This is a genomic window from Rhizobium sp. CAU 1783 (assembly GCF_054551725.1).
In genome coordinates this window covers 823935-849159 of sequence record NZ_JBTOLM010000001.1, presented here as the reverse complement: position 1 = coordinate 849159, position 25225 = coordinate 823935, and the positions used below count along the sequence as shown (strand labels likewise).

The 25225-nt window shown below is 63.6% G+C and carries 22 protein-coding genes and 1 tRNA gene; 10 read left to right on the top strand and 13 right to left on the bottom strand.

The genetic code is table 11. The annotated features are described in order from the left end of the window. Positions 1-152 precede the first annotated feature (152 nt). The 3 genes from ACX93L_RS03850 to ACX93L_RS03840 all read left to right on the top strand — a co-directional run bounded on the left by ACX93L_RS03850 (position 153) and on the right by ACX93L_RS03840 (position 5552). Positions 153-1406 (top strand): AGE family epimerase/isomerase, encoded by a 1254-nt coding sequence (locus tag ACX93L_RS03850; RefSeq protein ID WP_459403608.1) that lies wholly within the window; start codon positions 153-155, stop codon positions 1404-1406. A gap of 283 nt (positions 1407-1689) precedes the next feature. Beyond that, on the top strand, positions 1690-4386 hold the full coding sequence (locus ACX93L_RS03845; RefSeq protein ID WP_459403607.1) for a TonB-dependent receptor: 2697 nt from the start codon (positions 1690-1692) through the stop codon (positions 4384-4386). Beyond that, on the top strand, positions 4386-5552 hold the full coding sequence (locus tag ACX93L_RS03840; RefSeq protein WP_459403606.1) for a cytochrome-c peroxidase: 1167 nt from the start codon (positions 4386-4388) through the stop codon (positions 5550-5552). The genes ACX93L_RS03845 and ACX93L_RS03840 overlap by 1 nt, the downstream gene beginning before the upstream one ends. Positions 5553-5582: 30 nt before the next feature. Here ACX93L_RS03840 and ACX93L_RS03835 read toward each other — a convergent pair whose 3' ends face one another. The 5 genes from ACX93L_RS03835 to ACX93L_RS03815 all read right to left on the bottom strand — a co-directional run bounded on the left by ACX93L_RS03835 (position 5583) and on the right by ACX93L_RS03815 (position 11677). Next, on the bottom strand, positions 5583-6056 hold the full coding sequence (locus ACX93L_RS03835; RefSeq protein WP_459403605.1) for a hypothetical protein: 474 nt from the start codon (positions 6054-6056) through the stop codon (positions 5583-5585). Positions 6057-6130: 74 nt separating this feature from the next. Beyond that, positions 6131-7318: an efflux RND transporter periplasmic adaptor subunit gene (locus ACX93L_RS03830; protein WP_459403604.1), complete on the bottom strand. Its 1188-nt coding sequence runs from the start codon at positions 7316-7318 to the stop codon at positions 6131-6133. A 20-nt stretch (positions 7319-7338) separates the two neighbouring features. Next, positions 7339-9699 carry an ABC transporter permease gene (locus tag ACX93L_RS03825; protein WP_459403603.1) on the bottom strand — a complete coding sequence of 787 codons (2361 nt, stop codon included), beginning with the start codon at positions 9697-9699 and terminating at the stop codon, positions 7339-7341. 2 nt (positions 9700-9701) lie between these two features. After that, complete coding sequence (locus ACX93L_RS03820; RefSeq protein ID WP_459403602.1) at positions 9702-10409, bottom strand: ABC transporter ATP-binding protein; 708 nt, start codon at positions 10407-10409, stop codon at positions 9702-9704. A gap of 62 nt (positions 10410-10471) precedes the next feature. After that, a complete protein-coding gene (locus ACX93L_RS03815) occupies positions 10472-11677 on the bottom strand; it encodes an HWE histidine kinase domain-containing protein (protein WP_459403601.1) in 1206 nt (401 codons plus the stop codon). A 138-nt stretch (positions 11678-11815) separates the two neighbouring features. Here ACX93L_RS03815 and ACX93L_RS03810 point away from each other — a divergent pair, with 138 nt between their 5' ends. Both ACX93L_RS03810 and ACX93L_RS03805 read left to right on the top strand, forming a co-directional pair. After that, positions 11816-12199: a hypothetical protein gene (locus ACX93L_RS03810; protein ID WP_459403600.1), complete on the top strand. Its 384-nt coding sequence runs from the start codon at positions 11816-11818 to the stop codon at positions 12197-12199. 140 nt (positions 12200-12339) lie between these two features. Then, complete coding sequence (locus ACX93L_RS03805; RefSeq protein WP_459403599.1) at positions 12340-12750, top strand: ester cyclase; 411 nt, start codon at positions 12340-12342, stop codon at positions 12748-12750. 9 nt (positions 12751-12759) lie between these two features. Here the strand turns inward: ACX93L_RS03805 and ACX93L_RS03800 are convergent, their stop codons facing one another. Together ACX93L_RS03800 and ACX93L_RS03795 are read right to left on the bottom strand one after the other, a co-directional pair. Beyond that, positions 12760-13203, bottom strand: coding sequence for a MarR family winged helix-turn-helix transcriptional regulator (locus tag ACX93L_RS03800; RefSeq protein WP_459403598.1), 444 nt, complete (start codon positions 13201-13203; stop codon positions 12760-12762). Between the two features lie 66 nt (positions 13204-13269). Next, positions 13270-13345: transfer RNA gene (locus tag ACX93L_RS03795), tRNA-Ile, on the bottom strand. A gap of 155 nt (positions 13346-13500) precedes the next feature. Between ACX93L_RS03795 and ACX93L_RS03790 the strand changes: the two genes are divergently transcribed. After that, positions 13501-14241: an SIMPL domain-containing protein gene (locus tag ACX93L_RS03790; protein WP_459403597.1), complete on the top strand. Its 741-nt coding sequence runs from the start codon at positions 13501-13503 to the stop codon at positions 14239-14241. Between the two features lie 116 nt (positions 14242-14357). Here the strand turns inward: ACX93L_RS03790 and ACX93L_RS03785 are convergent, their stop codons facing one another. Continuing rightward, positions 14358-14738 carry a hypothetical protein gene (locus tag ACX93L_RS03785; RefSeq protein ID WP_459403596.1) on the bottom strand — a complete coding sequence of 127 codons (381 nt, stop codon included), beginning with the start codon at positions 14736-14738 and terminating at the stop codon, positions 14358-14360. Between the two features lie 158 nt (positions 14739-14896). Continuing rightward, on the bottom strand, positions 14897-15316 hold the full coding sequence (locus ACX93L_RS03780) for a secondary thiamine-phosphate synthase enzyme YjbQ (protein WP_459403595.1): 420 nt from the start codon (positions 15314-15316) through the stop codon (positions 14897-14899). A 270-nt stretch (positions 15317-15586) separates the two neighbouring features. Here ACX93L_RS03780 and ACX93L_RS03775 point away from each other — a divergent pair, with 270 nt between their 5' ends. Further along, positions 15587-17743, top strand: coding sequence for a sensor domain-containing phosphodiesterase (locus tag ACX93L_RS03775; RefSeq protein ID WP_459403594.1), 2157 nt, complete (start codon positions 15587-15589; stop codon positions 17741-17743). A 101-nt stretch (positions 17744-17844) separates the two neighbouring features. Next, complete coding sequence (locus ACX93L_RS03770; protein ID WP_459403593.1) at positions 17845-18318, top strand: heme-degrading domain-containing protein; 474 nt, start codon at positions 17845-17847, stop codon at positions 18316-18318. Between the two features lie 20 nt (positions 18319-18338). Here the strand turns inward: ACX93L_RS03770 and ACX93L_RS03765 are convergent, their stop codons facing one another. Together ACX93L_RS03765 and ACX93L_RS03760 are read right to left on the bottom strand one after the other, a co-directional pair. Next, positions 18339-18704, bottom strand: a complete 366-nt coding sequence (locus ACX93L_RS03765; protein ID WP_459403592.1) for a nuclear transport factor 2 family protein — start codon at positions 18702-18704, stop codon at positions 18339-18341. 82 nt (positions 18705-18786) lie between these two features. Further along, positions 18787-19680: a LysR family transcriptional regulator ArgP gene (locus ACX93L_RS03760; protein ID WP_459403591.1), complete on the bottom strand. Its 894-nt coding sequence runs from the start codon at positions 19678-19680 to the stop codon at positions 18787-18789. 90 nt (positions 19681-19770) lie between these two features. Between ACX93L_RS03760 and ACX93L_RS03755 the strand changes: the two genes are divergently transcribed. Together ACX93L_RS03755 and ACX93L_RS03750 are read left to right on the top strand one after the other, a co-directional pair. Further along, positions 19771-20394, top strand: coding sequence for a LysE/ArgO family amino acid transporter (locus ACX93L_RS03755; protein ID WP_459403590.1), 624 nt, complete (start codon positions 19771-19773; stop codon positions 20392-20394). 78 nt (positions 20395-20472) lie between these two features. After that, complete coding sequence (locus tag ACX93L_RS03750) at positions 20473-21621, top strand: amidohydrolase (RefSeq protein ID WP_459403589.1); 1149 nt, start codon at positions 20473-20475, stop codon at positions 21619-21621. A 10-nt stretch (positions 21622-21631) separates the two neighbouring features. Here the strand turns inward: ACX93L_RS03750 and ACX93L_RS03745 are convergent, their stop codons facing one another. Both ACX93L_RS03745 and rpoD read right to left on the bottom strand, forming a co-directional pair. After that, positions 21632-22723: a DUF930 domain-containing protein gene (locus ACX93L_RS03745; RefSeq protein ID WP_459403588.1), complete on the bottom strand. Its 1092-nt coding sequence runs from the start codon at positions 22721-22723 to the stop codon at positions 21632-21634. A gap of 156 nt (positions 22724-22879) precedes the next feature. Next, on the bottom strand, positions 22880-24940 hold the full coding sequence (rpoD, locus tag ACX93L_RS03740) for an RNA polymerase sigma factor RpoD (RefSeq protein WP_459403587.1): 2061 nt from the start codon (positions 24938-24940) through the stop codon (positions 22880-22882). Positions 24941-25225: the final 285 nt, after the last annotated feature.

Genomic DNA, 25225 nt, shown 5'->3' with positions numbered 1-25225 from the left:
AGATATCTTTATGTCAACATGCCTTTATGTCGATCAAAACGACGCATTGCGAACAGCGTGCAGCGGTGGAGGAAGCGGCATGCCGCGGTGACAAGCCGCAGCTTTCCCGTTATGTTTTTTTCAAACGATTAGATAAAAACGGGAGGAAGATCATGACGGACGCCACGTCAGCGGCCCTGGCAGCACAATGGGCTGCCCGCCCCTATCACCGCAAATGGCTGCTGGACCAGGCGAACGGCCTGTTCGACTTCTTCCAGTACCGCAGCATCAACCCGAAGGGCGGCTTCTACGACCTCACCCGCGACGGAAAACCGCTGACCACCAACAACCCGGTCCGCGGCATCCATGCCAGCGCCCGGATGGTGCATTGTTTCGCGATCGCCGATCTGCTCGGCCGGCCAGGCGCCGCCGACCTCGTCGATCATGGCATGCAGTTTCTCTGGAACCGGCACCGCGACGAGGCAAATGGCGGCTATTTCTGGCAGGTCGACGACACCGGTGCGGCCGACGACAGCAAGCAGGGTTACGGGCACGCCTTCGTCCTGCTCGCAGCCTCTTCCGCAAAAACCGTAGGCCATCCACTCGCCGACCGGATGCTGGCCGACATCACGGAAGTGCTGGAGACGCGGTTCTGGGAGGAACGCCACGGCGCCATCGCCGAGGAATTTTCCGCCGACTGGCAGCCGGTCCCGGGTTATCGCGGACAGAACTCCAACATGCACCTGACCGAGGCGCTGATGGCCGCCTTCGAGGCGACCGGCGAACGCCATTATCTCGACAAGGCGACGAGCATTGCCGACCTCCTGATCCGCCGCCGCGCCGGCGAACAGGGCTACCGGGTACCCGAACATTTCGACGAGGACTGGACGCTCGACCGCATCTACTACCACCCCAACGAAATGTTCCGCCCGGCCGGCACCACCCCCGGCCACTGGCTGGAATGGGCCCGTCTTGTCCTCCAGCTCTGGGCACTGGGGGGCCGGACGCACGACTGGATGCCCGAGGCCGCACGCGGTCTGTTCTTCCAGTCGATGTCGCTCGGCTGGGACAAGGAAAAGGGTGGCTTCTTCTATACGCTCGACTGGGAAAACGTGCCCGACAAGAAGATGAAGCTGTGGTGGCCGCTCTGCGAAGGGGCTGCCGCCGCCCACTTTCTCAACCAGCACCTTGAGAGCGACTTCCACGAGGAAAGCTATCGCCGGATCTGGAGCTTCATCGCCAATCACAGCCTCGACCACGCCCATGGCGGCTGGCACGAGGAACTGACCGAGGACCTGCGCCCCGCCAACACGCTCTTCCCCGGCAAGGGCGACATCTATCATGCCCTGCAGGCCTGCCTCATCCCGCTCTACCCGGCAACCGGCAGCCTCACCCGGGTCATTCCGGCCGCGGGCGGCGCGGTCTGACCGGCCTCATTGCGAGGCTCTTGCAGAACCATGCCGGTCGGTCAGACAACCCGAGGCTCGGGGGCCGGCCGCAGCACCGCGTGCCGATACATTTCGACATGCGAAAATAACAACATAAAAACATAAGGTTGCCAAACGCCTCGATTCCCTAGCGAAATCTCGTGGTCACCGGATTTGTGACACATTTTATGTTGACTCTTTTAGTCACCTTTATGTAAGTCGCTCCCCGCGGCCGGCATCGGATCAGGGTCCGGCCGCAAGATTTCCTGGGGGCCATACGATCATGACAGCACAGCATGCCAGCCGCCGACGGGTGCCGAACCGCATCGCGCGCCTTCTCGCCGCATCCGCCCTTTCCTCGCTCCTCGCCCTGCCGGCCCTCGCCCAGCAGGCAACGAACACGGACCAGGGCTCGACCGTGCTGGAGGCCATCACGCTCAAGGTGCTCAGGCTCTGGGTGACCCTCGGTGGGGAAGCGGAGGCGGACACGGGCACGACGGTTATGGAAGGCGACGCGGTAAGGGCACTTTCCGTCGGCTCCGACGCCAACTCGGCCCTGAGGAACAACGCCAACGTTCAGTATCAGAACGCCGGTGACAACGATGCCGGTTCCGACAGCCAGGATATCGTCAACACCAAGCCGCAACTGCTGTCGATCTCCGGCGGCAAGGTCTACGAAAACAATTTCATGCTGGACGGCATTGGCATCAACACCGTGACCGGGACGGAGGAGCCTTTCGGCTCCAGCGGATATGGCTCGGATCTCGAAGGCTACGAGCAGACGCCGAACATCAACAAGATCTACGGCCTTCATCCCCAGACGGTCTTCGTGCCGGCTGACTTCGTCGAGGAAGCCACGGTCGTCGACAGCAATGCTTCGGCCCGCTACGGCGAGTTTCTCGGCGGCGTGGTCGATTACAAGCTGACGACACCGTCGACCGAGAAAGCCAGCGGGTCGGTCACTTTCGGCCTGACCGCGGACGAACTGACGACCTACGAACTCGGGACGATGGACGGCACGAACCCGCAGGATCTGCCGAAGCCCGGATACCTCAAATACAAGTCCGCGTTCCAATACAATCTGCCCGTGAACGACAGCTGGAGTCTTGTCGGCCAGTACAGCCGCACGGACGCAAAGAGCAGCAAGACGAAGGATGGGAGATACTATTTCGAAAAGGCGGATGACGTCTCTTACAACGAGTTTTACCGTCTCGCCAGCAAGCTTGAGACGGACTACGGCACGTTCACCCTGGATGGAAACTACAACAACTACAGCCAGAAATGGGACGCCTATTATTACGACGACCTGGTGATCGACCAGAAAACCCAAGGTCTTTCCACCCGCCTGCGTTGGGAAACCGATGTCGCGGGGATCGCTGTCGACAGCATCAACCTCAAGAACGTGAAGCTGGATAGCAGCCTTTTCTACAGCCAGTCGGACACCATCAACGACGGTGGCGAAAATGAAACCTATTACACGGCGATCGTCGCGAGGTCTTCTATATCGGTGACCAACCCGGCAAGCTGGTTCTACAGCACCGACCCGGACGTTCTTTCCTGGTGCCAGGTTCCGACGCTGACCACATGGGGGACGGCAGAGTATTGCCGGTCCGGTGGTTACGGATACAAGGAGACTGGACAGGAGGAGCGCGGCTTCAAGAGTGACATGACCGGTGACCTTCTCGCCGGCACGTTCGGCGCAGGTGTCGAGTACCGGGAGACCGATGCCTATCGTCGCGCCGAGGAATACACGCTGAACTCTGTCACCCGCTACAATACGACGGCTATCCCGTATGTCTGCGCCGACGGTGACGAGTCTTGCTCGGCCCAGCAATATGCTCGCACAAAAACAGTGACCCCCGCCTATGACAACGAGGCAGAGGTCGCCCATCTCGGCGCCTATGGCGAACTGGACCAGACCTGGGATTGGCTCAACATCCGCGCCGGTCTACGGATGGATTACGAAGATTTCTTCGACAATCTGAACCTTGCGCCGCGCACAGTCGCAACCATTTCACCGCTGGACTGGCTGTCGGTCTCGGCCGGCTACAACCGCTACTACTCCGCCGACAGCCTTTCCTATGCGCTGCGGGACGGCCAGCCTTTGGCGCGCGCCTATTCCCGCACGCACAACGCCGCGACCGGCGTGGTTGGCGACTGGACCGCCTTGGGAACTCAGCGCTACTACGCCTTCAGCGGTGCGGACGTGGATACACCCTACAAGGACGAATTCACCGGCTCTCTGAAAGCCCAGGACCCCTGGATCGAGGGTGAGTTCCGACTGCGCTATCTGCAGAGATATGGGCGCGATGAGTTCATTGCCGGGGACGGTGGGACATCGACGAACGTGACGCTCACCAACGGCGGCGAAAGCGAGTATCGCTCCCTGACCGCGGAATATGAAAAGGGCTGGGAGATTGGCCACGACAACCTCGACAGCGTTACCCTATTGGGCAGCCTCACCTGGTCGAAGCAGAAGACCACCACCGTCAGCCCATACTACAGCGATGACGTGAACTGGGTCTGGTACAACGACACATCCTACTCCCCGGCAGAATTCGACCGCGTCCTTGGAAACCTCGACATCCCGCTGCGCAGCAGGATCGATGTTAGCGCCAAATGGTTCGACGAACGTCTGACGACAGCCGTCACGGCAAACATTAACTTCCCCTTTGACGGGCTGCGCTCTACCGACACGGAATGCGTCGGCAGCGCATCGGCCACCGCCACATGCTCGGTACCGACCGGTTCCGAAGCGATCGGCAAGACCCACGACATATACGAGGAGTTCCGCTATGGCACGACGGTGACCGTCGACCTCAAGGCCAGCTACCAGCTCGCCAAGACGGAAAACACCTCATTCGACGTGGAATTGAGCGTCTACAACCTCTTCAACGAAACCGGCAACCGTCGGGCCAGCTACGACAATCCGTGGATCGTCGGCCGCACCGTCTGGCTCGGCGCAAAGGCGACTTTCTGATGCCCCGCATCCCAGAAATCCTCAAAACCCGCCCGGCAAAAATCGGGGGCCTCGCTTTCCTCGGCGCGTTCCTGTTGTGGCAGGCCGAGGCCTTCGTCGACCGGCAGTACAAGTCGGCCATCGTGTCCGCCTTTCCGGCCGATCCCGATGCTTCGGCGCTCGCAGCACTCAAGGAACGTTATGCCGGAAACCGTATCGACTGGCCGCAACCGGTGGTCCATGCGGACGCGGCGGTGAAGGAGATGGAAGCCCTGCCGCTGCCGGCCAAACCCGAAGGCACGCAATTGCTGAAGGTCGAACTGGGCCGGCAGTTGTTCGAGGATCCGGCTCTCTCCGCCTCAGGCCAGATCGCCTGTCAGAGTTGCCACAACCGCGAACTCGGCTGGGGCGACGGCCTGCGCACGGCGTTCGGCCATGGGCGCCAGAAGGGCAAGCGCAACACGCCCGCACTGTTCAACGCGGCCTGGCGGCCCGAACTCTTCTGGGACGGCCGAGCGGAAACGCTCGAGCAGCAGGCCGTGATGCCGATGACCGATCCCAAGGAGATGGCCGTCGAGGACCTAGATCAGGTGGTCGGCCGCATGGCCGGCGACACAGACTACCGGAAACGCTTCCGCGACGCGTTCGGCGACGAAGCGATCAGTCTCGAGCGGATCACCGAGGCGCTTGCCGCCTTCCAGGCGACCCTCGAGGAACGCACCGTCTTCGACCGCTTCCTCGCCGGCAACAGCGCGGCATTGAGCGACGAACAGGTCTGGGGCCTTCACCTCTTCCGCACCAAGGCCGGCTGCATGAACTGTCACAGCGGCCCGCTGCTGACGGACGACAAGTACCACAATCTCGGCCTCTCGCTGCTCGGCCGCCCGCTGGCAGACACCGGCCGCTATGCCATCTCGCAGGATATGGAAGACGTCGGCCGGTTCCGCACCCCGAGCCTGCGCCATGTGCGGGAAACCCGTCCCTACATGCACAACGGGCTCATCCGCGAACTGCCTCTCGTTGTCCGCTTCTATGAGGTCGGCGCCGGCAAGACGCAACCACGCACGGAGGCGGAGGCGGCAGATCCGCTGATGGTCCATGCCGGCAAGACGTCGGAGCTCATCACGCCGTTCACGTTGACGGCACGCGAACGCCAGGCACTCGTATCTTTCCTCGAAGCACTCTGACCCGGTCCAAACACATCGCCGGTCGCCGGGTCATTGCTTCGGCGGCCGGCCGTCCGATCGAAAACTCGCCGAGAAAGAGGTGCCGCCGGCCGTCGTTCCCTTGCAGCGGACAGTGACGGGTCCCCGGCCGGGATCGCCGAAAGCGCATGCCCCGTCGGCCGCCGAAACGGTCGGCTCGGCGTTCGCCACTCCTGTGTTGAAGATCACCCGGTCGAGCACGTAACTGCTGCGATCCCCGCCCTCACCCTTCCCCTTGCCGGAAAAGGTCAGGATCTGGTTGTCTGCAAGCATGAAATAGAAGCCGGTGCGGCCGTCGGAATAGCTGAGGATGCCGAGCTTCGCCCCGCAGCCGCCAGTGAAATCCCGCTCGCCAACGCTGACCCTCAGGCACTTGCCCGACAGTGCCTTGAAGCCGGTGAGCGCCGGTCTCTCGCCGGCCTGCCCCGGTGCCGCCACGCCAAGCAGAAAGGCAAGGCCCGCCACCGCAACCGACATCCGTCTCATAGGCATCTCCGTCGAATCCGGCGACAGACTGTCCGCTTGCAGGCAAGACTTCAAGAACTTGATCCGCGCTCCGATCACTCGGCTCTCGCCTCGACCAGAGTGCCCTCGCTCACCGTATCGCTCGGATGCAGGATCAGTGCATCCCCCTCCGACAGCCCGTTCAGCAGCTCGGCGGCCTCGTCATTCATATGCCCGATCTCGACGCGGACCTGCCGCGCCCGTCCGTCGCGAATGGCAAAAAGCGCCCATTCCCGGCCATTGCGGAAAAGCGCGCTGATCGGCACCTGAAGCACGTCTTCGCCCTGCCACAGCGTCATCCGCGCATAGACCCGGAAGCCGTGCCCCAACCGCGCATCCTTGTCCTCCAGATCCAAGACCAGATTGACGCGCTGCTCCTCGATGCCGAGCGCGGACACCTTGGTGAAGCCGGCCGGATCGATGCGGCGCACCCGCGCGGGCAGCACCCGGTCCCCACCCCAGTCGAAGACCTCCGCCTTCGATCCCGGCGCGATCCGCACGGCATCCGAGGACAGGAGGTCGACGGCCACCTCGATGTCGGCCGGATCGCCGATCTCGGCGATCCTGGTGCCGATAGCGACCGGCTGTTCGCTGCGGGCAAGCACAGACAGCACGACGCCGTCGACCGGCGCGGTCAGGTAGACGCAGCAGTCGCCGCTCGGGCGGGCGGCCTGATCGCTCGGCTGGATCAGCCGCGCATCGGCACTGGCAAGCTCCGCCTTGCGCAGTTCGATCGCCGCCCTGGCGGATGCGAGTTGTGCGTCGAGCACCTCGACATCGGTGCGCGCCTTTTGCAATGCGCTTTCCGCCAGGAACGCGGTGGTCGCCAGACGCTCCGCTCTCTGCAGGTTGTCGCGGGCGAGCGTGATGTCCGACTGCAGCCGCTTCAGGTCGATCTCCGCCATCGCCACGGCAGCGCGGGCAGCATCGCGCGCGGCGACCAGTTCGGCCTGGCTGCGGCTGTCGATCAATGGCGGATCGAGCGGATGAATCGCGGCGACCACCGTTATGTTCGCCTTGACCCGGTCGCCCTCCTCCAGCACGGTGCGGGCAAGATGCCCGGCGATCGGCGAAGAAACAGCATAGACGTCGCGCACCCGGGTCACGCCTTCTTGCGAAACCGTGACCCGCATGGCCCCGCGCGAGACGGATCCCACGTCGACGGGTTGCGGCTTTTCCCTGAGCGCATAGGCAAAGCCGCCGACCAGCACGCCCGCCGCCACCAGCAAAGTTGCCCGTTTCACCCATTTCCCCTGCATGAGATCTACTCCCTTGATTTCAGCACGGCGACGAGGTCCAGCCGGTCGATCCGCCGCCTGACGATCAGCGCGGACATGAGCGAGGCACCGAGGACGACGAGGCTCGAAATGGCCAAAGTCGATGAATTGATGACGAATGGAATGCGGAACAGATCGCTCGATATCCCGTCGATGACGAGCCTCGAAAAACCGATGCCGAGCAGAAGTCCGAGCGGCTGCGCGGCGAAAACTACAACGGCAAGCTCGGTCATCAGGACGTTCGACACCTCGGCCGGCGTGAAGCCCAGTACGCGAAGGCTGGCCAGTTCGCGCGCCCTCTCGGAGAGCTGGATGCGCGCCGAGTTGTAGACGAGCCCGAAGGCGACGATGACCGCAAGCGTCGTATAGACCACCTGGATCATCGCGATGTTCTGCTCGATGGTCGCGCGGAAACGGTCGCGCGACAGCCCGATCAGCATGGCAAAGGCAATCGCCGGGGTCTTCTTGATCTCGGCATAGAGCGCGTCCTTCTGCAGCATGTCGAGCGACACGCGTGCGCCGGAAATGCGCCGGCCATCGCCGACCAGCCGGTTGAGCGCATCGATGTGCATGTAGGCATCGATCCCGACCAGACTCTGGCTGATCCCGGTGACCGGAACGACGATCCGGCGGTGATCCTTTTCGACGAGCTCGACCTCGACCGTGTCGCCCACCCTGGCCCCGAGAGTGTCCGCAACCCGTCCGATCAGCAAGAGACCGTTCGGCGGCGGCGGAATGGGCCGCATGTCGGCATCCATGATTCGCCCGAGATCGGTGTTTTCCCCGACCCCGAAGATCGTCAGGTCCTTGCTGCGATGCCCGGCATGCAGCGTGACGGACAGTGCCCGGAAGGGTTCCGCTCGCATCACGCCCGGAAACTGGCGGACGGAATCGAGCGCCGCCATCGGCCGCTCGCGGTCGAAATAGAGGCTCGCGTCCTGCCGCTCCATGCGGAAGAAGATCTCCTCAACCATGTAGTGCACGGAATCGGCGGAAAACATCGAGACCACCAGCAGCGCCACCGAAAAGGCGATGCCCACAGACGTCAGTAGCGATCGGACCGGCGCACGGATGATCTGCCGGAAGGCCATGATGGTGAGCTGCGACACGAAGACGGAACCGCGCGCCCGGCCGAACAACGCCCGGAAACGCAGCGGCGCCGGCGGCAGCATGGCGACCGCGGCCGGCAGCGCAACCACCGACCAGATCGCCCGGATGGCGCCGACGAAGGCCGCCGCGACGCAGATGCCCGCCGAAATCGCATAGAGGTCGAAGCTCTCGCGAAAGATCAGGAAGGGAAAGGAGAAGAACCGGGCATAGAGTTGTGTCATCTCCCTCCCCGTCCAGTTGCCCGCAACAAAGCCGATTGCCACCCCGATCAGCGCGATCACCACGGTCAGCTTGATATAGTGGAGCGCCACCTCCGTCTCGCTGAAGCCGAGCGCCTTGAGCAGGCCGATCTGTTCGCGCTCGAGCGTGATTAGCCGCGTCAGGATCATGTTGACCAGGAAGGCCGCGACGAACAGGAAGATCGGCGGAATGATCGCCGCCATGGATCTGAGTTCGTCGAGTTCGTTGTCGAGGAAGGTATGCGAGATCTGGTCCTTGCGCAGATAGGCACCCCGCCCGCCATAGGGGTTGAGGAGCCCGTCGAGCGCGGTCTTGACGCTCTCCGGCTCTGTTCCCCGGAGCGTCATCAGCACCGCGTTGTTGAAGGCGTCGCCCATGTCGAAGATGCCTTCCAGCGCGTCGCGCGACATATAGAAGACACCGAAACGGCGCGGATCCGGCACCATGTCGCCCGGACCGATCGTGTATATATATTCCGGCGACAGGACGATGCCGGTGACCGTCAGCACCTGCTTTCGCCCGTTCATGATGGCGGAGAACCGGCTGCCCTCGGTCAGGCGATGCGCCTTGGCGAAGCTTTCGAGCACGGCCGCTTCCTGCGGCCGTCCGGGTTCCGGCAGGCGGCCGCTGCGGATATAGAGCCGGTTGACGGAGGGTTGGCCGCTGTCCGGCAGCGAGACCGCGACACCCGTCGCCGGCTCGGCCATGCCCTGCATGTCGAGCAGCACATATTCGACGATCCTGAGCTCCAGTCCGCCGACCCCTTCGATCGCGGCGATCCTGTCGCGCAGGTGAAGCGGCGCGCGATTGGCCTCGACGAAGAGGTTGGCGAAGCGATAACGGTCGTAGAAGACGCTGCGGGTTTCCTCGAGCGAGCGATAGGAACCGATCGCGATGATGATCGTCATGACGCCGCAGGCCATCACGAGCGCCACCGCCAGCACCTGCGCCCAGAGCCGGATGACGTCGCGGTAGAGTTTGCGGTCGAGCATCGACATGGCTACCAACTCACCGCGGAAGGAGGCAGACGCACGGTGTTCGTCGAGGCCTCCTCGATCCGCCCGTCGCGGAAGGAAAACACGCGGTGGGCGATCTGCCGGATCGCCGCATTGTGGGTGATGACCGCCATCGTCGTGTTGAATTCGGCGTTCACGCGGCAGAGCACCTCGAGTACGAGCACACCCGTCTTCGAATCCAGCGCCCCGGTCGGCTCGTCGCAGAGGAGCACGTCGGGACGCTTGACGATGGCGCGAGCGATCGCCACCCGCTGCTGCTCACCCCCCGACAGCTGCGCCGGAAAATGGTCCATACGCTCCTTGAGCCCCACCATTTCCAAAGCCTCGGCGGGATCCATCGGTTTCCTGGCGATCTCGGTCACCAGCGCCACGTTCTCGTAAGCCGTCAGGCTCGGGATCAGGTTGTAAAACTGGAAGACGAAGCCGACATGGTCGCGGCGAAACTTGGTCAGCTGGCGTTCGCTATACCCCGTCAGTTCATGATCGGCGAAACACACCCTGCCCGACGTCGCCCGGTCGAGCCCGCCCATGATGTTGAGAAGCGTCGACTTGCCGCTGCCCGACGGCCCGAGAAGAACCGCCATTTCGCCTTGCTGCAGGTCGAGATCGACACCACGCAGCGCGCAGACCTCGACGTCACCCGTCTGGTAGGTCTTCGTCACGCCATCGATCTTGAACAACGGTTCGGTCATGGTTCATTCCGTAGGATCGAAGCAACGATAGATTGCCGCACGCATCCAGGCCTTGACCGTTGTCAAACGCCCGACCAGCCGTTCAGGCGACCGGCATCGGTCAACCGTTCAAGTCTGCCGTCGATCCGGAACGACAGCCCCTCCGGCTCGAAGGCCATGCGGGCGACGCCATGGAAGATGTCGGCGACCACCCGTTCCGTCAGCCGCGAACCAAAACCGCGCCGCGTCGGCGCGACGACGGGCGGACCGCCCGCCTCCTCCCAGGCCAGGCTGAAACTGCCATCGAGGTCCAGCGACCAGCCGATCTCGATTCGGCCGTCCGGCGTGGAGAGCGCGCCATACTTGATGGCGTTGGTTCCGAGTTCATGGATGGCGAGAGACAGGCCGAGCGCCTGTTGCGCGGTCAAGAGCGCCGCCGGACCGTCCACGCGAAAACGATCGGTGCGGTCGCTGAGCGGTGCAAGGGCTGCCAGAACCACCTCCTCCAGCCCGGCCGGCCGGCCGCTGACCGAGGTCAGCATGTCCTGCGCCTTGGCAAGCGCACCGATGCGCGCCGACACGGACGCGAGCGCATCCGCCGGCGACGCCACGCCGCGCAGGCTCTGCGAAACGATCGACTGGGTCATCGCCAGGGTGTTCTTCAGCCGGTGCACGAGTTCCCGGTTGAGAAGCCGCAACTGCCCTTCGAGGTTCTCTTTTTCACGCAGGTGCTCCCGAACGGCGCCATAGGCCTCCTCGATCGCCCTGCGATCGGCGACGGCCTGCGTGGTTTCGGTGACGATATTGAGCAGACCGTGAACCCGTCCGTCATCGCCGAAAATCGGACTGTAGGAAAAGGTCCAGTAGGTCTGCTCCGGATAGCCGTTCCTGTGCATGACGAGCGGCAGGTCTTCTGCCCAGGTCGGCTCGCCCGAAAGAGCGCTGCGCACATAGGGCAGAACATCATCCCACACATCCGCCCACACCTCACGGAATGGTCGGCCGAGCGCATTTGCCAGCCTTTGTCCAAGCATCGGAACATAGGCGTCGTTATAGAACTTCACGAGATCGGGGCCCCACCAGAAGCACATGGGCTGGCGGGAGTTCAGCACGAGCCGGACGGTGGTCTTCAGCGATATCGGCCAGTCTTCGATCGGCCCGATCCCCGCCGCTCGCCAGTCGAACGCCCGGATGGCGTCCGCCACATCTCCGCCACCGGCAAGAAAATCCTCGGACGCGGCCTTTTGCCCCGACACAGGCCAGGCTTCATTCGCATCCAGATAAGCCATACCGCCGCGCTCCACATCTTGTCCGCAAAGTATTTCAGATCGCGACAGGGGTGGCAATCGGCGCTACATTGCCCATCGGCGGGAACTTTGCCCCGCCTCCAAGCCTTTGTCGGATCTCAACCTTTTCCCGGAGGGACCATGAAGCCTTACCTCGCAGCCGCCATCCTCTTCGCAGCCCCCGTCCTGACGCCATCCGTCGCCCTTGCCCAATCTCAAGACATCGCCCGAACCTGCGAGGCCGTCGCCCGCAATTTCGAGATGGTGAAAGCGGTGAAGGTCGGCATCGTCCAGTCCTTTCCCGAGCTCAAGCCGCCGGGCGCCCGCCTCACCTACTCGACCCGGCTCGACGCCAAGGACGAGGATATCGGCGACATGATCGAATGCCAGTTCAAGGAAGCGACCGCCCCGTTGACGCTTGTCCGCTTCTGCCTCGGCACCACCTGCTATTCAGCCGACGAAAAGAACCCCGAACACCGCCGCCGCTTCGAGGAGGCGCAGTCGCTTCTCGCCAGGGAACCTTGACGTGGGCTGACGCCTGCGGACTGGCCCGGTCGCCACCGTTCACTCGAGCAGAGACGACTTGCAGAACGCCCATGATCCGACTATGTCGCTATATACAGTCAACCTGTATATATCGACAACACCAAGGTGGAGGATCGATCATGTCGGCCGATAACAAAGAGGTGGTTCGCCGCTTCAACATCGAGGTCATTCAAAATGGGAGCGAAGCGGATTTTCACGCCTTGATGGCTCCGGACTTTGTCAATCATGCCGCACCGCAGGGAATGCCGAACGGTCCGGACAGCATGTGGCATACCTTCCAGAATGTCCTTCGCCCTGCTCTGTCGAACCTGGTGGTCACGATCCACGATCAGATCGCCGAGGGGGACAAGGTCACGACCCGAAAAACGATACGCGGAGTTCACACCGGCACCTTGCTGGGCGTTCCGGCGACGGGACGGGACGTTGCGATCAGCGTGATCGATATCGTACGCGTTCACGATGGCAGATATGTCGAGCATTGGGGCTTGAACACCCTGACGAATGTGCTCGCTTCATTGTCGAAAGCGTGATCCGACGCGCTAACACAGCCGTTCGACAATACGAATTGCCATTGCAAGCGTTCGTCGGTCCTCTTCGGACAACCGTTCCTCGATCAGGTCGGCAATTTGCGATGTTCGGGCTTCGCGGGCCCGGGACAGTTCCGCCCGCCCATTGTCCGTGATGGAAAGAAGCTGGCTGCGCCCGTCTGCCGGATTTGGCATCTTGCTGATCAGGCCTTCCGTTTCCAACTGCCCCGCCACCAGCCGCATGCTCTGATGTCTGACGTTGCGGCGCTCTGCCAGTTCGGCAACGGTCAATGGTCCCGCCCGATCCAGAAGCGACAGCGTCTCCGACTGCGATGTTGTCGGTGTATTTGCCTGCGTTCTCACGCTGCGAACGAATCTGCCCAGCGTGGCGCGGAGATCCTCCGCAAGCGCGAGCGCAGGGACATGTTCTTCGACGCAGGCCTCTTCGCTCGCCATTTTACTTCTCCGCCCTCGAACGAATGCAACGAACCTTCAATAGGCCGAGAAGAACGAAAACAGAAATGGTGGGCCCGGAGGGACTCGAACCCCCAACCAAGCGGTTATGAGCCGCCGGCTCTAACCATTGAGCTACAGGCCCGCCCGGCGCATTGCCGTTCGGGGCGGGCAATGGTCCCCGCACCGGTGCGGACCGCTCTAGCCCAAATTGCCACCAGCGACAAGCCTCTGCCGCAATGGCTTCACAATCACCGGTCATCAAGGCATGTGTAAGGGACGCCAATCTAGGAAAAACACATGCGCCACCTGAAGACCCCGAGGCTCGTCCTCGCCGCCGCCCTCCTTTCCGCCGTCGCCCTGCCGCTGCCGGCCCTCTCCGCCGAGCAGGAAAAGCGCGAGGCGACCATCATCGTTTCGGGCGAAGGCGAGGTCGCGCTCGCCCCCGACATGGCGATCCTGTCCTTGAGCGTCGTGCGCGAGGCGGAAACCGCCGAGGCGGCCCTGAAGGCCAACAGCTCCGCCATGGCCGATGTCATCGCCGACCTTCGGAAGAAGTCGATCGCCGAGCGCGACATCCAGACCTCGAACTTCTCGGTCGATCCGCTCTACCGCCAGGACAAGACCGGCGACGGCAATTACGAGGCGCCGGAAATCGTCGGTTACCGGGTCACCAACGGCCTGACCCTCAAGGTCCGAGACCTCGACCAGCTCGGCACCCTGATCGATGCAGCCGTCAAGCTCGGCGTCAACGAGGGCGGCAACATCGTCTTCACCAACGACAAGCCGGACGCCGCCGTCGCCGAGGCCCGCAAGGCCGCAGTCAAGGAAGCGATCGACAAGGCAAAGCTCTTGACCGAAAGCGCCGGGGTGAAGCTCGGCCGCGTCGTCGAGATCAGCGAGAACTTTGCCCGCCCGATGGCCCAGCCGATGTATCGCACGACCATGGCCAAGGAGATGTCGGACGCGGCGCCGCCGATCGCCGGCGGCGAAAACACCTATACGGTGACAGTCAACATCACCTACGCCATCGATCAGTAAAGGAATATCGCCGGCGGACCGGAAGGGCCGCCGGCGATATTCCCTGCAGGGAGACGCGAAAAAGGGGGCGCCGGATGGCGCCCCCTTCTTTTATCGTCGCGATCGCCCGCCGCCGATCAGTAGCGGATGACCGGGCAGCCGCGCACATTGGCAAATACCATGCGGTCGAAACCACCGTGACGGAAACCACCGACGACCACGCGCCGCGGCGTCACATCCTGCACGTGGGCGCGGCGAAGGCCGTTCCAGCGGGCCTTCTCGACGGCGTGGCCCGGGGCGCAGAATTCCGGACGGTGATGGCGGCGGCCATGGCCCCATTCCCCGCGGCCCCATTCTCCGTGTCCGGGGCGATAGTCCCTGTCATAGCCAGGACCGGCGCCACCGATATAGACGCCCCAGCCGAAATCGGCGCCCGCACTGGCGGTAGACATGGTGCCGACGGCAGCGGCAATGGTGACGAGGGCTGCGAGGCCAAGCTTCTTGAACAATGCGGTCATGGATCTTCTCCTCTTGGATGGTTCGGCGTTCGCCGGGAACACTTCCCGCTGTCCTCAGCGATTGGGAGGAGAATGCATCAGCCGGCCTGAATGGGATCAGAACCGGTCATTCACCGATCATTCATGGAGACTGCCACGTTCCGGCGGCAAAAGGCCTGTCAGCCGGCAAGATGCAGCACGACCTCGCGGCGATGCGGCCGGTCACGGTGCTCGAACAGATAGATCCCTTGCCATGTCCCGAGCATCAGGCGCCCGTCGGCGACCGGAATGCCGATCGAAACCTGCATGAGCGCTGCCTTGATATGGGCCGGCATGTCGTCCGGGCCTTCTTCGCGATGGGTGATCCAGCCCATCTGCGCATCACTCGCCGGCGGCACCAGGCGGCGGAGGAAGGTATCGAGATCGCGCCGAACGGACGGATCGGCATTTCCCTGGACGAGCAACGAACAGGAGGTGTGCCGCACGAAGACGGTGAGCAACCCCTCGCGGCACTGCCCCTCTTCGACAAATGCCGCCGCCTCCCGCGTGAATTCGTAAATACCCTGCCCCCGGGTTTCGATCGTCAATCGTCGCAACACGTGCACCTCCCCCGCAGGATTGGGCCGGCCAGCCGGGGCTGAACGACCTTAAACTTGACAATATTCAAGCAATTCGCCGGCAGGTACAACCATAAAGAATCACTCCGGTAAAACTACGACCATGAGTAAAAGAAAATCTGTAGAAATGTGCGCCCCGTCACGAAACGAGCGGACCGATATTCTATTCACCCAAAGAACTAGTTTAACCCGATAGAAAGAAGAGCATGTTTCCTATGTATATATATTGCAGAACATTGGACAGGCCGTTTCATGAAAACCATTTTGGAAAGACTTCAGGAAACCGACAGGTTGAGCGAACTCGACGCCTACAGTGTTTTCGGAACGCCGAGTGAAGACGACTACGATCACATCGTCCGCCTTACGGCAGAGCTTTTTGAAGCACCGATTGCCCTGATCAATCTCGTTGGCGGCACCGAAGTCTGGGTCAAGGCCCGGGTCGGCATCGATGTCCAGACGGTGCCCTGCGAACTGGCCTTCTGCAGCCACACGGTGCTCGGCCGGGAGCCGCTTGTCGTCAGCGACCTCACCACCGACGAGCGCTTTTCCTCAAACCCGCTGGTAACCGGCGAGGCGGGCTTCCGGTTCTATGCTGGCGCTCCCCTCACCTCGCCCAAGGGCCACGGCATCGGCACGCTCTGCATCCTCGACACCACGAGCCGCCCGGCACTGAGCGAAAAGCAGGAGCGGAGGCTGAAGGATCTCGCCCAGCTCGTCATGGACAAGCTCGACCAGCGTCGTCTTTCGCGGCTCGAGGTGATTGCCTCGAAGCTGATGTCGGCGACCTCGGACGCGGTCATCGTCACCGATCAGTCCGGCAATATCGCAGTGTGGAACCCGGCGGCCCAGTCGGTGTTCGGCTTTACCGACGAGGAGATGATCGGCCGGCCGCTCAACGAGATCATCGGCGGCATCGTCACCGATCCAGAACACTATGCCGCCGGTGGAGACGGCCTGCCCCAGGATCACCGCGTCGAACTGACGGCTAGCCACAAGCGCGGCCACGACATCATCGTCGAAGTGTCGGCAACCGCCTGGAAGGACGAACGCCTGCGGCTGTCCGGCCTCGGCGTCATCGTGCGCGACGTGACCCGCCAGCGCATGGCCGACCGTCGCATCGCCTTCCTTGCGCATCATGACGAGCTGACGGGGCTCGCCAACCGGAACAGCCTGCTCGACCAGATGGAAACGCTGCTGAAGCGCGAGACCGCGGAGAAGGAAGGCCTCGCCGTCATCTGCATCGATCTCGATCGCTTCAAGCTGACCAACGAGACCCTCGGCCACAGGGTGGGCGACGGCCTGCTGCGGCAGACCGGTGAACGGTTGCGCGCGATTGCCGGAGCCGATGATCTCGTCGCACGCCTCGGCGGAGACGAGTTCGCCATCGTCCGCCGTGGCGGGCACAACGAACTCACCCTTGCTCTGTTTGCCGAGACCATCCTCGCGGCCGTTGCGGAAACGTTCGAGGTCGAGGGACATCTGATTTCGACCAGCGCCAGCCTCGGCATCGCCCGGTTTCCCCGGGACGGGCGGGATTGCGACACGCTGCTCAATCACGCCGATCTCGCGACCTACCGCACTAAACTTGAGGGCCGCAGCGGCTACCACTTCTTCGAACCAGACATGGACGGGCAGACGCTCGCCAAGCGCGGCCTCGAGCGCGACCTGCGCGGTGCGCTGAAGCGCGGTGAGCTGGAGATCCATTATCAGCCGCAATACGACATCAAGACAGGTCGGGCAATCGGCGCAGAAGCGCTGCTACGGTGGAACCACCCGGTCCACGGCTATGTGAGCCCGGCCGATTTCATACCGATCGCCGAGACGACGGGGCTGATGATCGCGATCGGCAGCTGGGCCATGCACAAGGCCTGCCGCGATTTCGCCGCCGCGGCACCCGGCCTCCGGCTGGCGGTGAACCTCTCGCCGGCGCAGTTCCGGCGCGCCGACATCGTGACCCTGGTCCGCGACGCGCTCGACCGATCCGGCCTGCCAGGCAACTGCCTGGAGATCGAGATTACCGAATCGCTACTGATGGAGAAGGATGCGGGCACCCTCGATGCGCTGAAAGCGCTGAAGGCGCTCGGCGTCGGCATTGCGCTCGACGACTTCGGCACCGGCTATTCCTCGCTGAGCTATCTGCACAGCTTCCCCTTCGACACGATCAAGATCGACCGCAGCTTTGTCCGGGAAGCCGATACCAACCCCGATTGCGCGGCCATCCTGCAGGCGATCGCAGCGCTTGCCGCCGCACTCCACCTGACGACGATCGCCGAGGGTATCGAGACCGAGGCACAGCTCGCTCATGTGAAGGCACTCGGCTATGACTGCGGCCAGGGTTTCCTCCTGGCACGACCGGCTCCGATCGACCAACTGTCGTTCCGGGATTTCGCCACCCGATCGTCCGGCTGAATCCCGTCTTGTCTGCCCGAACCGAGTGAATAGTGGCCGGACGGTCTTTGCCGGACCGGCCGGAGGCGATAGTCTCCCCGCCGAAGGATGAGGAGACCCCGATGAGCCACGACAGAAACCTTCTCGAAACCCTGGCCGGCCAGGAAGCCGCCCTGACATTCAAGGCGTTTGACGAGACCGTTGCCTTCGTGATCGGCGAGCGGCTGACCCGGCTCGCGCGTGCCGGCGAATGCCCGGTCGTCATCAACATCCGCACGCCCGACCGGGTGCTCTTCCATGCCGCCCTGCCGGGCTCGTCGCCCGACAACGACCACTGGGCACGCCGCAAGAGCAATGTCACGCTGCGCTTCCACAAGTCCTCGATGCGCGTCGGCGAGAACTACCGGCTGAAAGGACGCGAGATCTGCGCCGAACTCGGCATGGATCCGCTCGACTACGCCAGCCACGGCGGCAGCTTTCCCGTGCGGGTTGACGGCACCGGCGTGGTGGCCGCGATCACGGTGTCGGGCCTCGCCTCCGAGGACGATCACGCCATGATCGTCAAGGTGCTGGAGGACTATCTCGGCGGCGACTGAGATCGCCGCCGCGCGTGCGGTCAGAGCGGAGTGGAGAGGTAGAGGCTGAGCCGGGTGAACCGGCCGTTTTCATGTTCGAAGACGAGCACGCAGGGCAGCGAGAAATCCTTTCCCTCGCCGGCGGCTCCCCCGTCCCGCCCTTCGATGGTGGCGTCGACCGCGCCCCGCGACCCCGAAGCCTCGGTCATCACCACACAATTGGCAAACGTGATGCCGTGACGCAGCAGGAAGGCCGACAGGCTGTCCCGCAGCGAGGACACGCCGATCACGCGCTGACCGTCCGGCATATCGAGTGCCGCGTCGTCATCGAAAAGCGCCTCCAGGGCATCGAACTCCCGCTGGTTGAGCACGTCGATCACCCGTGAGATCTGAACCTCTATCGCCATCCGTCTTCTCCCTGTCTCATTACCGTATCTCAAGCACTTAGAGCGGCCCGCTTCATCCGGCAATGGCGGCGCGCGCCCTTCGTCACGCGTCCCCGATCGGCAGCAGGACCTGACATGCAGCCTCCATGACCGCCCGATTGAGCGATCCGAGCGCTGCGGCGACCGAGCGGCTCCAGTGCCAGTGGAGCGGAACGTCGTAAGGGGCATCAGGGAGAAGCGGCACGAGCCTGCCGTCTGCGATCGCACCCGCGACCAGATGTTGCGGATTGAGGCCCCAGCCGATTCCGGCAAGAGCCGCATCGACGAAGGCTTGCGAGGAGGGCAGCCAATGGGTCGGCGGCACGATCCCGTCGCCGACATAGGCAGCACTCCAGCGCGCCTGGAGCGTATCCTTGGCATTGAAGGTGAGCGCCGGGGCAAGCGAGAGTGCCTGCACCGTCACGCCATCGGGGAACCAGCGGCGCATGAAGGCGGGGCTCGCGGTTGCGATGTAGCGCAGGCGGCCGAGCGGCCGTCCGTCGCACCCCTGCACGGGCTGGGCCGACCCGCTCACCGCGGCGCGAACCTCCCCGCGGCGCAGCCATTCCGCGCTGTGTTCCTGGTCGTCGAGCACGAGATCGAAAAGCCGGTCCGGGACCGCCGCCATCGCCGGAACGAACCAGGTCGCAAGGCTGTCCGCATTGACGGCGATGCGGATCGTCGGATTGGCGCCACTTCCCGATGTCGGCGCGAGATCGTCGCCGAGGGATCGTTCGAGGAGGGCCACTTCCTCGGCGTGGCGCGCAAGCCGCTGCCCCGTCTCTGTCGCGGTGCAAGGCTGGCCTCGCACCACGAGAACCGAACCGACCCGTTCTTCCAGAAGCCTGACGCGCTGTGAGATCGCCGATGGCGTCACGCCGATCCTGCGGGCCGCCTGTTCGAAACTGCCCGTGCGCAGAACCGCGACCAGGGCCTCCAGATGCGCATAGTCGAACATGAGTTAGATTTTCTTATGCAGATAAAGAAATTTTAGTTTTTCTAATTCGACCGGGCAGATTAGTCAAACGCGACAGGACCAGGAGACGTCATGCCCATCGCCGCCCCACCATTCACCGCAGCCATTGCCGGCTTTCTGCTCGGCCTCAGCCTGATCGTCGCGATCGGCGCCCAGAACGCCTTCGTCTTGCGCCAGGGGCTGCGCCGGCGGCACGTCTTCGCCATAGCACTCACCTGCGCGGCGTCCGACGCCCTGCTGATTGCGGCTGGCGTCGGCGGCCTCGGCCGGGCGATCGGCAACCTGCCATGGCTGATGCCGCTCCTGCGTTACGGCGGCGCGGCCTTCCTCGTCTATTATGGGTTCAGGGCACTCCGCTCGGCGATCCGCGGCGGCGAGACGCTGACCACCCACGGCGAGGCGGAGGAGAGCCTCGCGACGGCCCTCGTCACCTGCCTGGCGCTGACATGGCTCAATCCGCATGTCTATCTCGATACCGTCGTCCTCCTCGGCTCGATCTCGACCCAGTATCCCGGTCGCGGCCTCGCCTTCGGGCTGGGTGCGGCCACCGCCTCCTTCCTCTTCTTCTTCTCGCTCGCCTATGGCGCCCGTCTGCTGCGCCCGCTCTTTGCCCGCCCTGCATCCTGGCGCGTCCTCGACGCCCTCATCGCCCTCGTGATGACCTCGATTGCCGCCAATCTCGTGTGGATCGGCTGACGAACACCCATATCCGCCATGGCGTCGGGCATCCGTCAGTGCAATTCTGACCACCCCGCGCCTATCTGGATGCCGCCGATGTTTCTCACCAATCACGACATGGTCGACCTGATCGACTTCCGCCACGACCTTCACCGGCACCCGGAGATCTCCGGCGAGGAGGAAGAGACGGCCCGCCGTGTCGTCGCTTTCCTGGCTCCGCTGAAGCCGCAGAAGGTGTTGACAGGGTTGGGCGGCCATGGTGTTGCCGCCATCTTCGAAGGCGCAGAACCCGGACCGACGCTGCTCTTCCGCTCCGAACTGGACGCCCTGCCGATCGAGGAGAAGACGGGCGCGCCTTACACGTCGACGGTCGCCGGCAAGGGCCATCTCTGCGGCCATGACGGACACTCGACCACGCTCCTCGCCCTAGGTCTCGGCCTGTCGCGCCAGCCGCCGAAACGCGGCCGTGTCGTCCTGCTGTTCCAGCCGTCCGAGGAAAACGGCGCAGGCGCCGCCGCCGTCATCGCCGATCCGCGCTTCGGCGAGGTCAGGCCCCACCTCGCCTTCTCGCTCCACAACCTGCCCGGCCTTGCCCTCGGACACGTCGCCCTGAAGGCCGGCCCCGTCAACTGCGCCTCGCGCGGAATGCGCCTGCACTTCACCGGCAAGACCGCCCACGCCTCGCTTCCGGAAACCGGCACCTCGCCGATGGCGGCCATCGCAAGCCTGATGCCGGCGCTGACCGCCCTCTCCCGCAGCGCCCCGCCCGCGCTTGATTTCCGACTGGCGACCGTCACTCACGCCTGGCTCGGCGAGGAAGCCTTCGGCATCGCTCCCGGCGACGGCGAGATCTGGGTGACGCTGCGCACGCTCGTCGACGACCACATGGCCGCCCTCTGCGCCGAAGCCGAGGATCTGGCCCGGACGGCGGCCGCCGAAACCAATCTCGCGCTTGCGATCAGCTATGAGGACATATTCCTGCATTGCGAGAACGCCCCGGAAGCGGTCGATCACCTGGTTCGCGCCCTCGACGCCGAAGGTGTCATCCACGATGCCGGCACGCTCCCGATGCGCGGCTCGGAAGATTTCGGCCGTTTCCGCGCCATCGCCCCATCGGCGATGTTCTTCCTCGGCTCGGGCGAAAGCCACCCGGCCCTGCACAATCCCGACTATGATTTCCCCGACGAGCTGATCGCCATCGGCGCCCGGATTTTCACGCGCGTGACGCGCGACATTCTCGGATAGGCCGTCAGAATCAGAATTCGGGGAAACCGCGACGCTTCCATTCGCTTTTCGGCACCGGCCGGCCGACCTCGAAGGCGAAGTTGACGACGCGCGTGACATCCTGGTCGAGCTCGCAGCGGAACCGCAATTCGAACCATTGGCCGTCGGCGCGGAACGCAGCCCGCTGGACATCGAGCACGGTGCCCTGCTTGAGCTGGAAGGACGGCAGAAGTTCGAGCCCGTAGGGTCGGGCCGAATGGCGCAACTGTTCCCTCAGCTCCGTCACGCAAAGCTGGTCGGCGCGCTCCGGACGCGGGATGTCGGCCATCGCCGTCATCGCCGCCTGGTCGCCGGAGAGGTTTTCCGAATAGAGGGTCTTCACCTCCTTCAGCGGGCTCTGCGCCTTGGCGTCGGTCGGTTTCGCCGCTGAAGCTTGCGCAGCCGCGGCAGCCGGCTTTTCCGCTGGCGTCGCATCCGTGAGCGCGATCGACGTTTCGGCTGGCTTGTCCTTGAGGGCGACGCCGTCTCCGGCCGGACCGTCCGCCCCGGTATCGACTTCAGGCAGCGCGATGTCGTCCGGCAGCGGCTGGCCCTCCGGTGCCTTCGCGTCGGCGGTCTCGGGTGCCTCCGTCTTTGCCGCCTCGGGCGTCACCGGTGCACTTTCGGCCTCCGTTGGCGTCTCGGCCGGCGCTTCCGCCGCTTCGCGCGCAGCGTCGCCGCTTCTGTCCTCGCGCGGGCCGCTGTTCTTGTCGCCGAATTCGAAAACCGGGCTCATGCCGGGCAAGGGCTGCGTCTTGGCCTGCTCCTCGGCGGGCGGCTGCTCCGGTGGACGCTCCTGCGGCGTCGGGACCTTGTCCGGCGGCGGTGGTGGCGGCGGTGGTGGTGGCGGCGGGGGCTCGGCCTTCGCCTCCTCCTCCGCAGGCTTTTCCTCCGGCGGCGGCTCGGGCGTCTTCTCCTCGGGCGGCGGGACGATCTCCACCGCGACGCTCTCTTCCGGTTCCGGCTGTTCGATCGTTTCCGGCAAGTTCACGAAGAAGGCGGCAAAGACGACGAGGTGCAGCAGCAGTGAAACCGCAAACCCCTTGTTCAGCCTCTTCCAGCTTTTCGTGAAAATGTCTCGCATGCGGATGAACGGAACCCCGTGACGTCCCGGCTCATGTGGCGCCAAAAGGAGGCCGCATCAAGGGCGAAACGCAAGAAGGTGGCACGAGCCGGCGCGCGGACAACAAAAAACCCGGCGTCTCCGCCGGGTTTCTTTATCATGGAATGTTCCAAAGCCTCAGCTATCCAGGAACGAGCGCAGCTTGCGGCTGCGGCTCGGGTGCTTAAGCTTACGCAGCGCCTTTGCTTCGATCTGGCGGATACGTTCGCGGGTGACCGAGAACTGCTGACCGACTTCCTCAAGCGTGTGGTCAGTGTTCATGCCGATGCCGAAGCGCATGCGAAGAACACGCTCTTCACGCGGCGTGAGCGAGGCGAGAACGCGGGTCGTCGTCTCGCGCAGGTTCGCCTGGATGGCGGCGTCGATCGGCAGAAGCGCGTTCTTGTCCTCGATGAAGTCACCGAGATGCGAATCTTCTTCGTCGCCCACCGGGGTTTCGAGCGAGATCGGTTCCTTGGCGATCTTGAGGACCTTGCGGACCTTTTCGAGCGGCATGGCGAGCTTTTCGGCCAGTTCTTCCGGCGTCGGCTCGCGGCCGATCTCGTGCAGCATCTGGCGCGAAGTCCGGACGATCTTGTTGATCGTCTCGATCATGTGCACCGGGATGCGGATCGTGCGGGCCTGGTCGGCGATCGAGCGGGTGATCGCCTGCCGGATCCACCAGGTCGCATAGGTCGAGAACTTGTAGCCGCGGCGATACTCGAACTTGTCGACCGCCTTCATCAGGCCGATATTGCCTTCCTGGATGAGGTCGAGGAACTGCAGGCCGCGGTTCGTGTACTTCTTGGCGATCGAGATGACGAGGCGAAGGTTTGCCTCGACCATCTCCTTCTTGGCGATGCGCGCTTCGCGCTCGCCCTTCTGCACCATGTGGACGATGCGGCGGAATTCCGAGATCGAAATGCCGGTCTCGGTCGCCAGATTCTGGATCTCGCCGCGGATGTCGCGGATCGTCTGGTTTTCCTCGCGAGCAAAGTCCTTCCAGCCACGGGCCGAAAGGTTGCCGATCGACTTCATCCAGTTCGGGTCGAGTTCTGCGCCCTGATACTGCTCGAGAAACGAATCACGCTTCACGCCGTAGGATTCGGCAAGGCGCAGCAGGCGGCCTTCGTTCTGAACGAGGCGCTTGTTGATGTCGTAGAGCTGCTCGACGAGGCTGTCGATGCGGTTCTGGTTGAGCGACAACGACTTGACCGCGGTGATCAGCTGGTCCTTGAGCTCCTTGTAGCGGCGCTCCTGGCCCGAAGACAGCGTGCCGGTGCAGGCAAGGCGGGCTTCCACCTGCTGGTCCTGCAGCTTGCGCAGTTTCTTGTAGGTGTCGGCGATTGTGTCGAGGGTTTCCATGACCTGCGGGCGCAGTTCGGCTTCCATGGCCGCAAGCGACAGGTTGGATTCGTCCTCGTCCTCTTCCTCTTCCTCCGGCGGAGCACCGTCGCCGCCGACATCGGTGATGTCGTCGTCGCCGGACGGAGCAGGACGGCGCTTGGCGCGTTCCTTTTCCTTCTCTTCCGCCGCCTTGCGGTCGGCCTCGATCTTTTCCGGGCTCTGGAACTGCGGGGCAGCCTTCGCCTCTGGACCGGAATAGGTGGTTTCGAGATCGATGATCTCGCGCAGCAGCGTGGTGCCTTCGTTGAGTTCGTCGCGCCAGATGATCAGCGCCTGGAAGGTCAGCGGGCTCTCGCACAGGCCGGAGATCATCGTCTCGCGGCCGGCCTCGATACGCTTGGCAATGGCGATTTCGCCTTCGCGCGACAGAAGCTCGACCGAACCCATTTCGCGCAGGTACATGCGCACCGGGTCGTCCGTGCGGTCGGTCGGTTCCTTCTTCTTGGCAGTCGCAAGCTGGGTGCCGGAGGAAGGCGCAAGTTCGCCGCCGTCACTGTCGCCGTCGCTGTCGTCGTCGCTGTCCTCGGCCGGAGCCGCTTCCTCGGCATCCTCGTCCTCGATGACGTTGATGCCCATGTCGGAGAGCATGGCCATGGTGTCTTCGATCTGCTCGGAGGTCACTTCCTCCGACGGCAGAACCGAATTCAGCTCATCCATGGTGACGTAGCCGCGCTTCTTGGCGGCCTTGATCATCTTTTTGACCGCGTCATCCGAAAGGTCGAGAAGCGGACCGTCGGATGCGCCATCGCGTTCGCTGTCTGCTTCTTCGTTTTCTTTGACTTTGGATGCCATTTAATTCGTCGCTTTCCTGACGTCTGATCTTGTCCGCACGATGCGAAGCGGAGAGCGGCCCCAAGGGCCCCTGCCCGCTATGATGTCAATGACCTAACGGAATGGTGCTTAATTCCCGATTAACCAAGGGCCGCATCGCCGCCGCGCAAAACCCTCGTCTTTCAGAATGACCGGTCATGGTATTAGAGTTTCGCCTGAACGCACTTCACCCTTGTGTGTCTGTACTGGTGATTCCCACAATTTTCCCTGACGTCAAGCTCTTCCGGCACGATTGCCCGGGAAAAT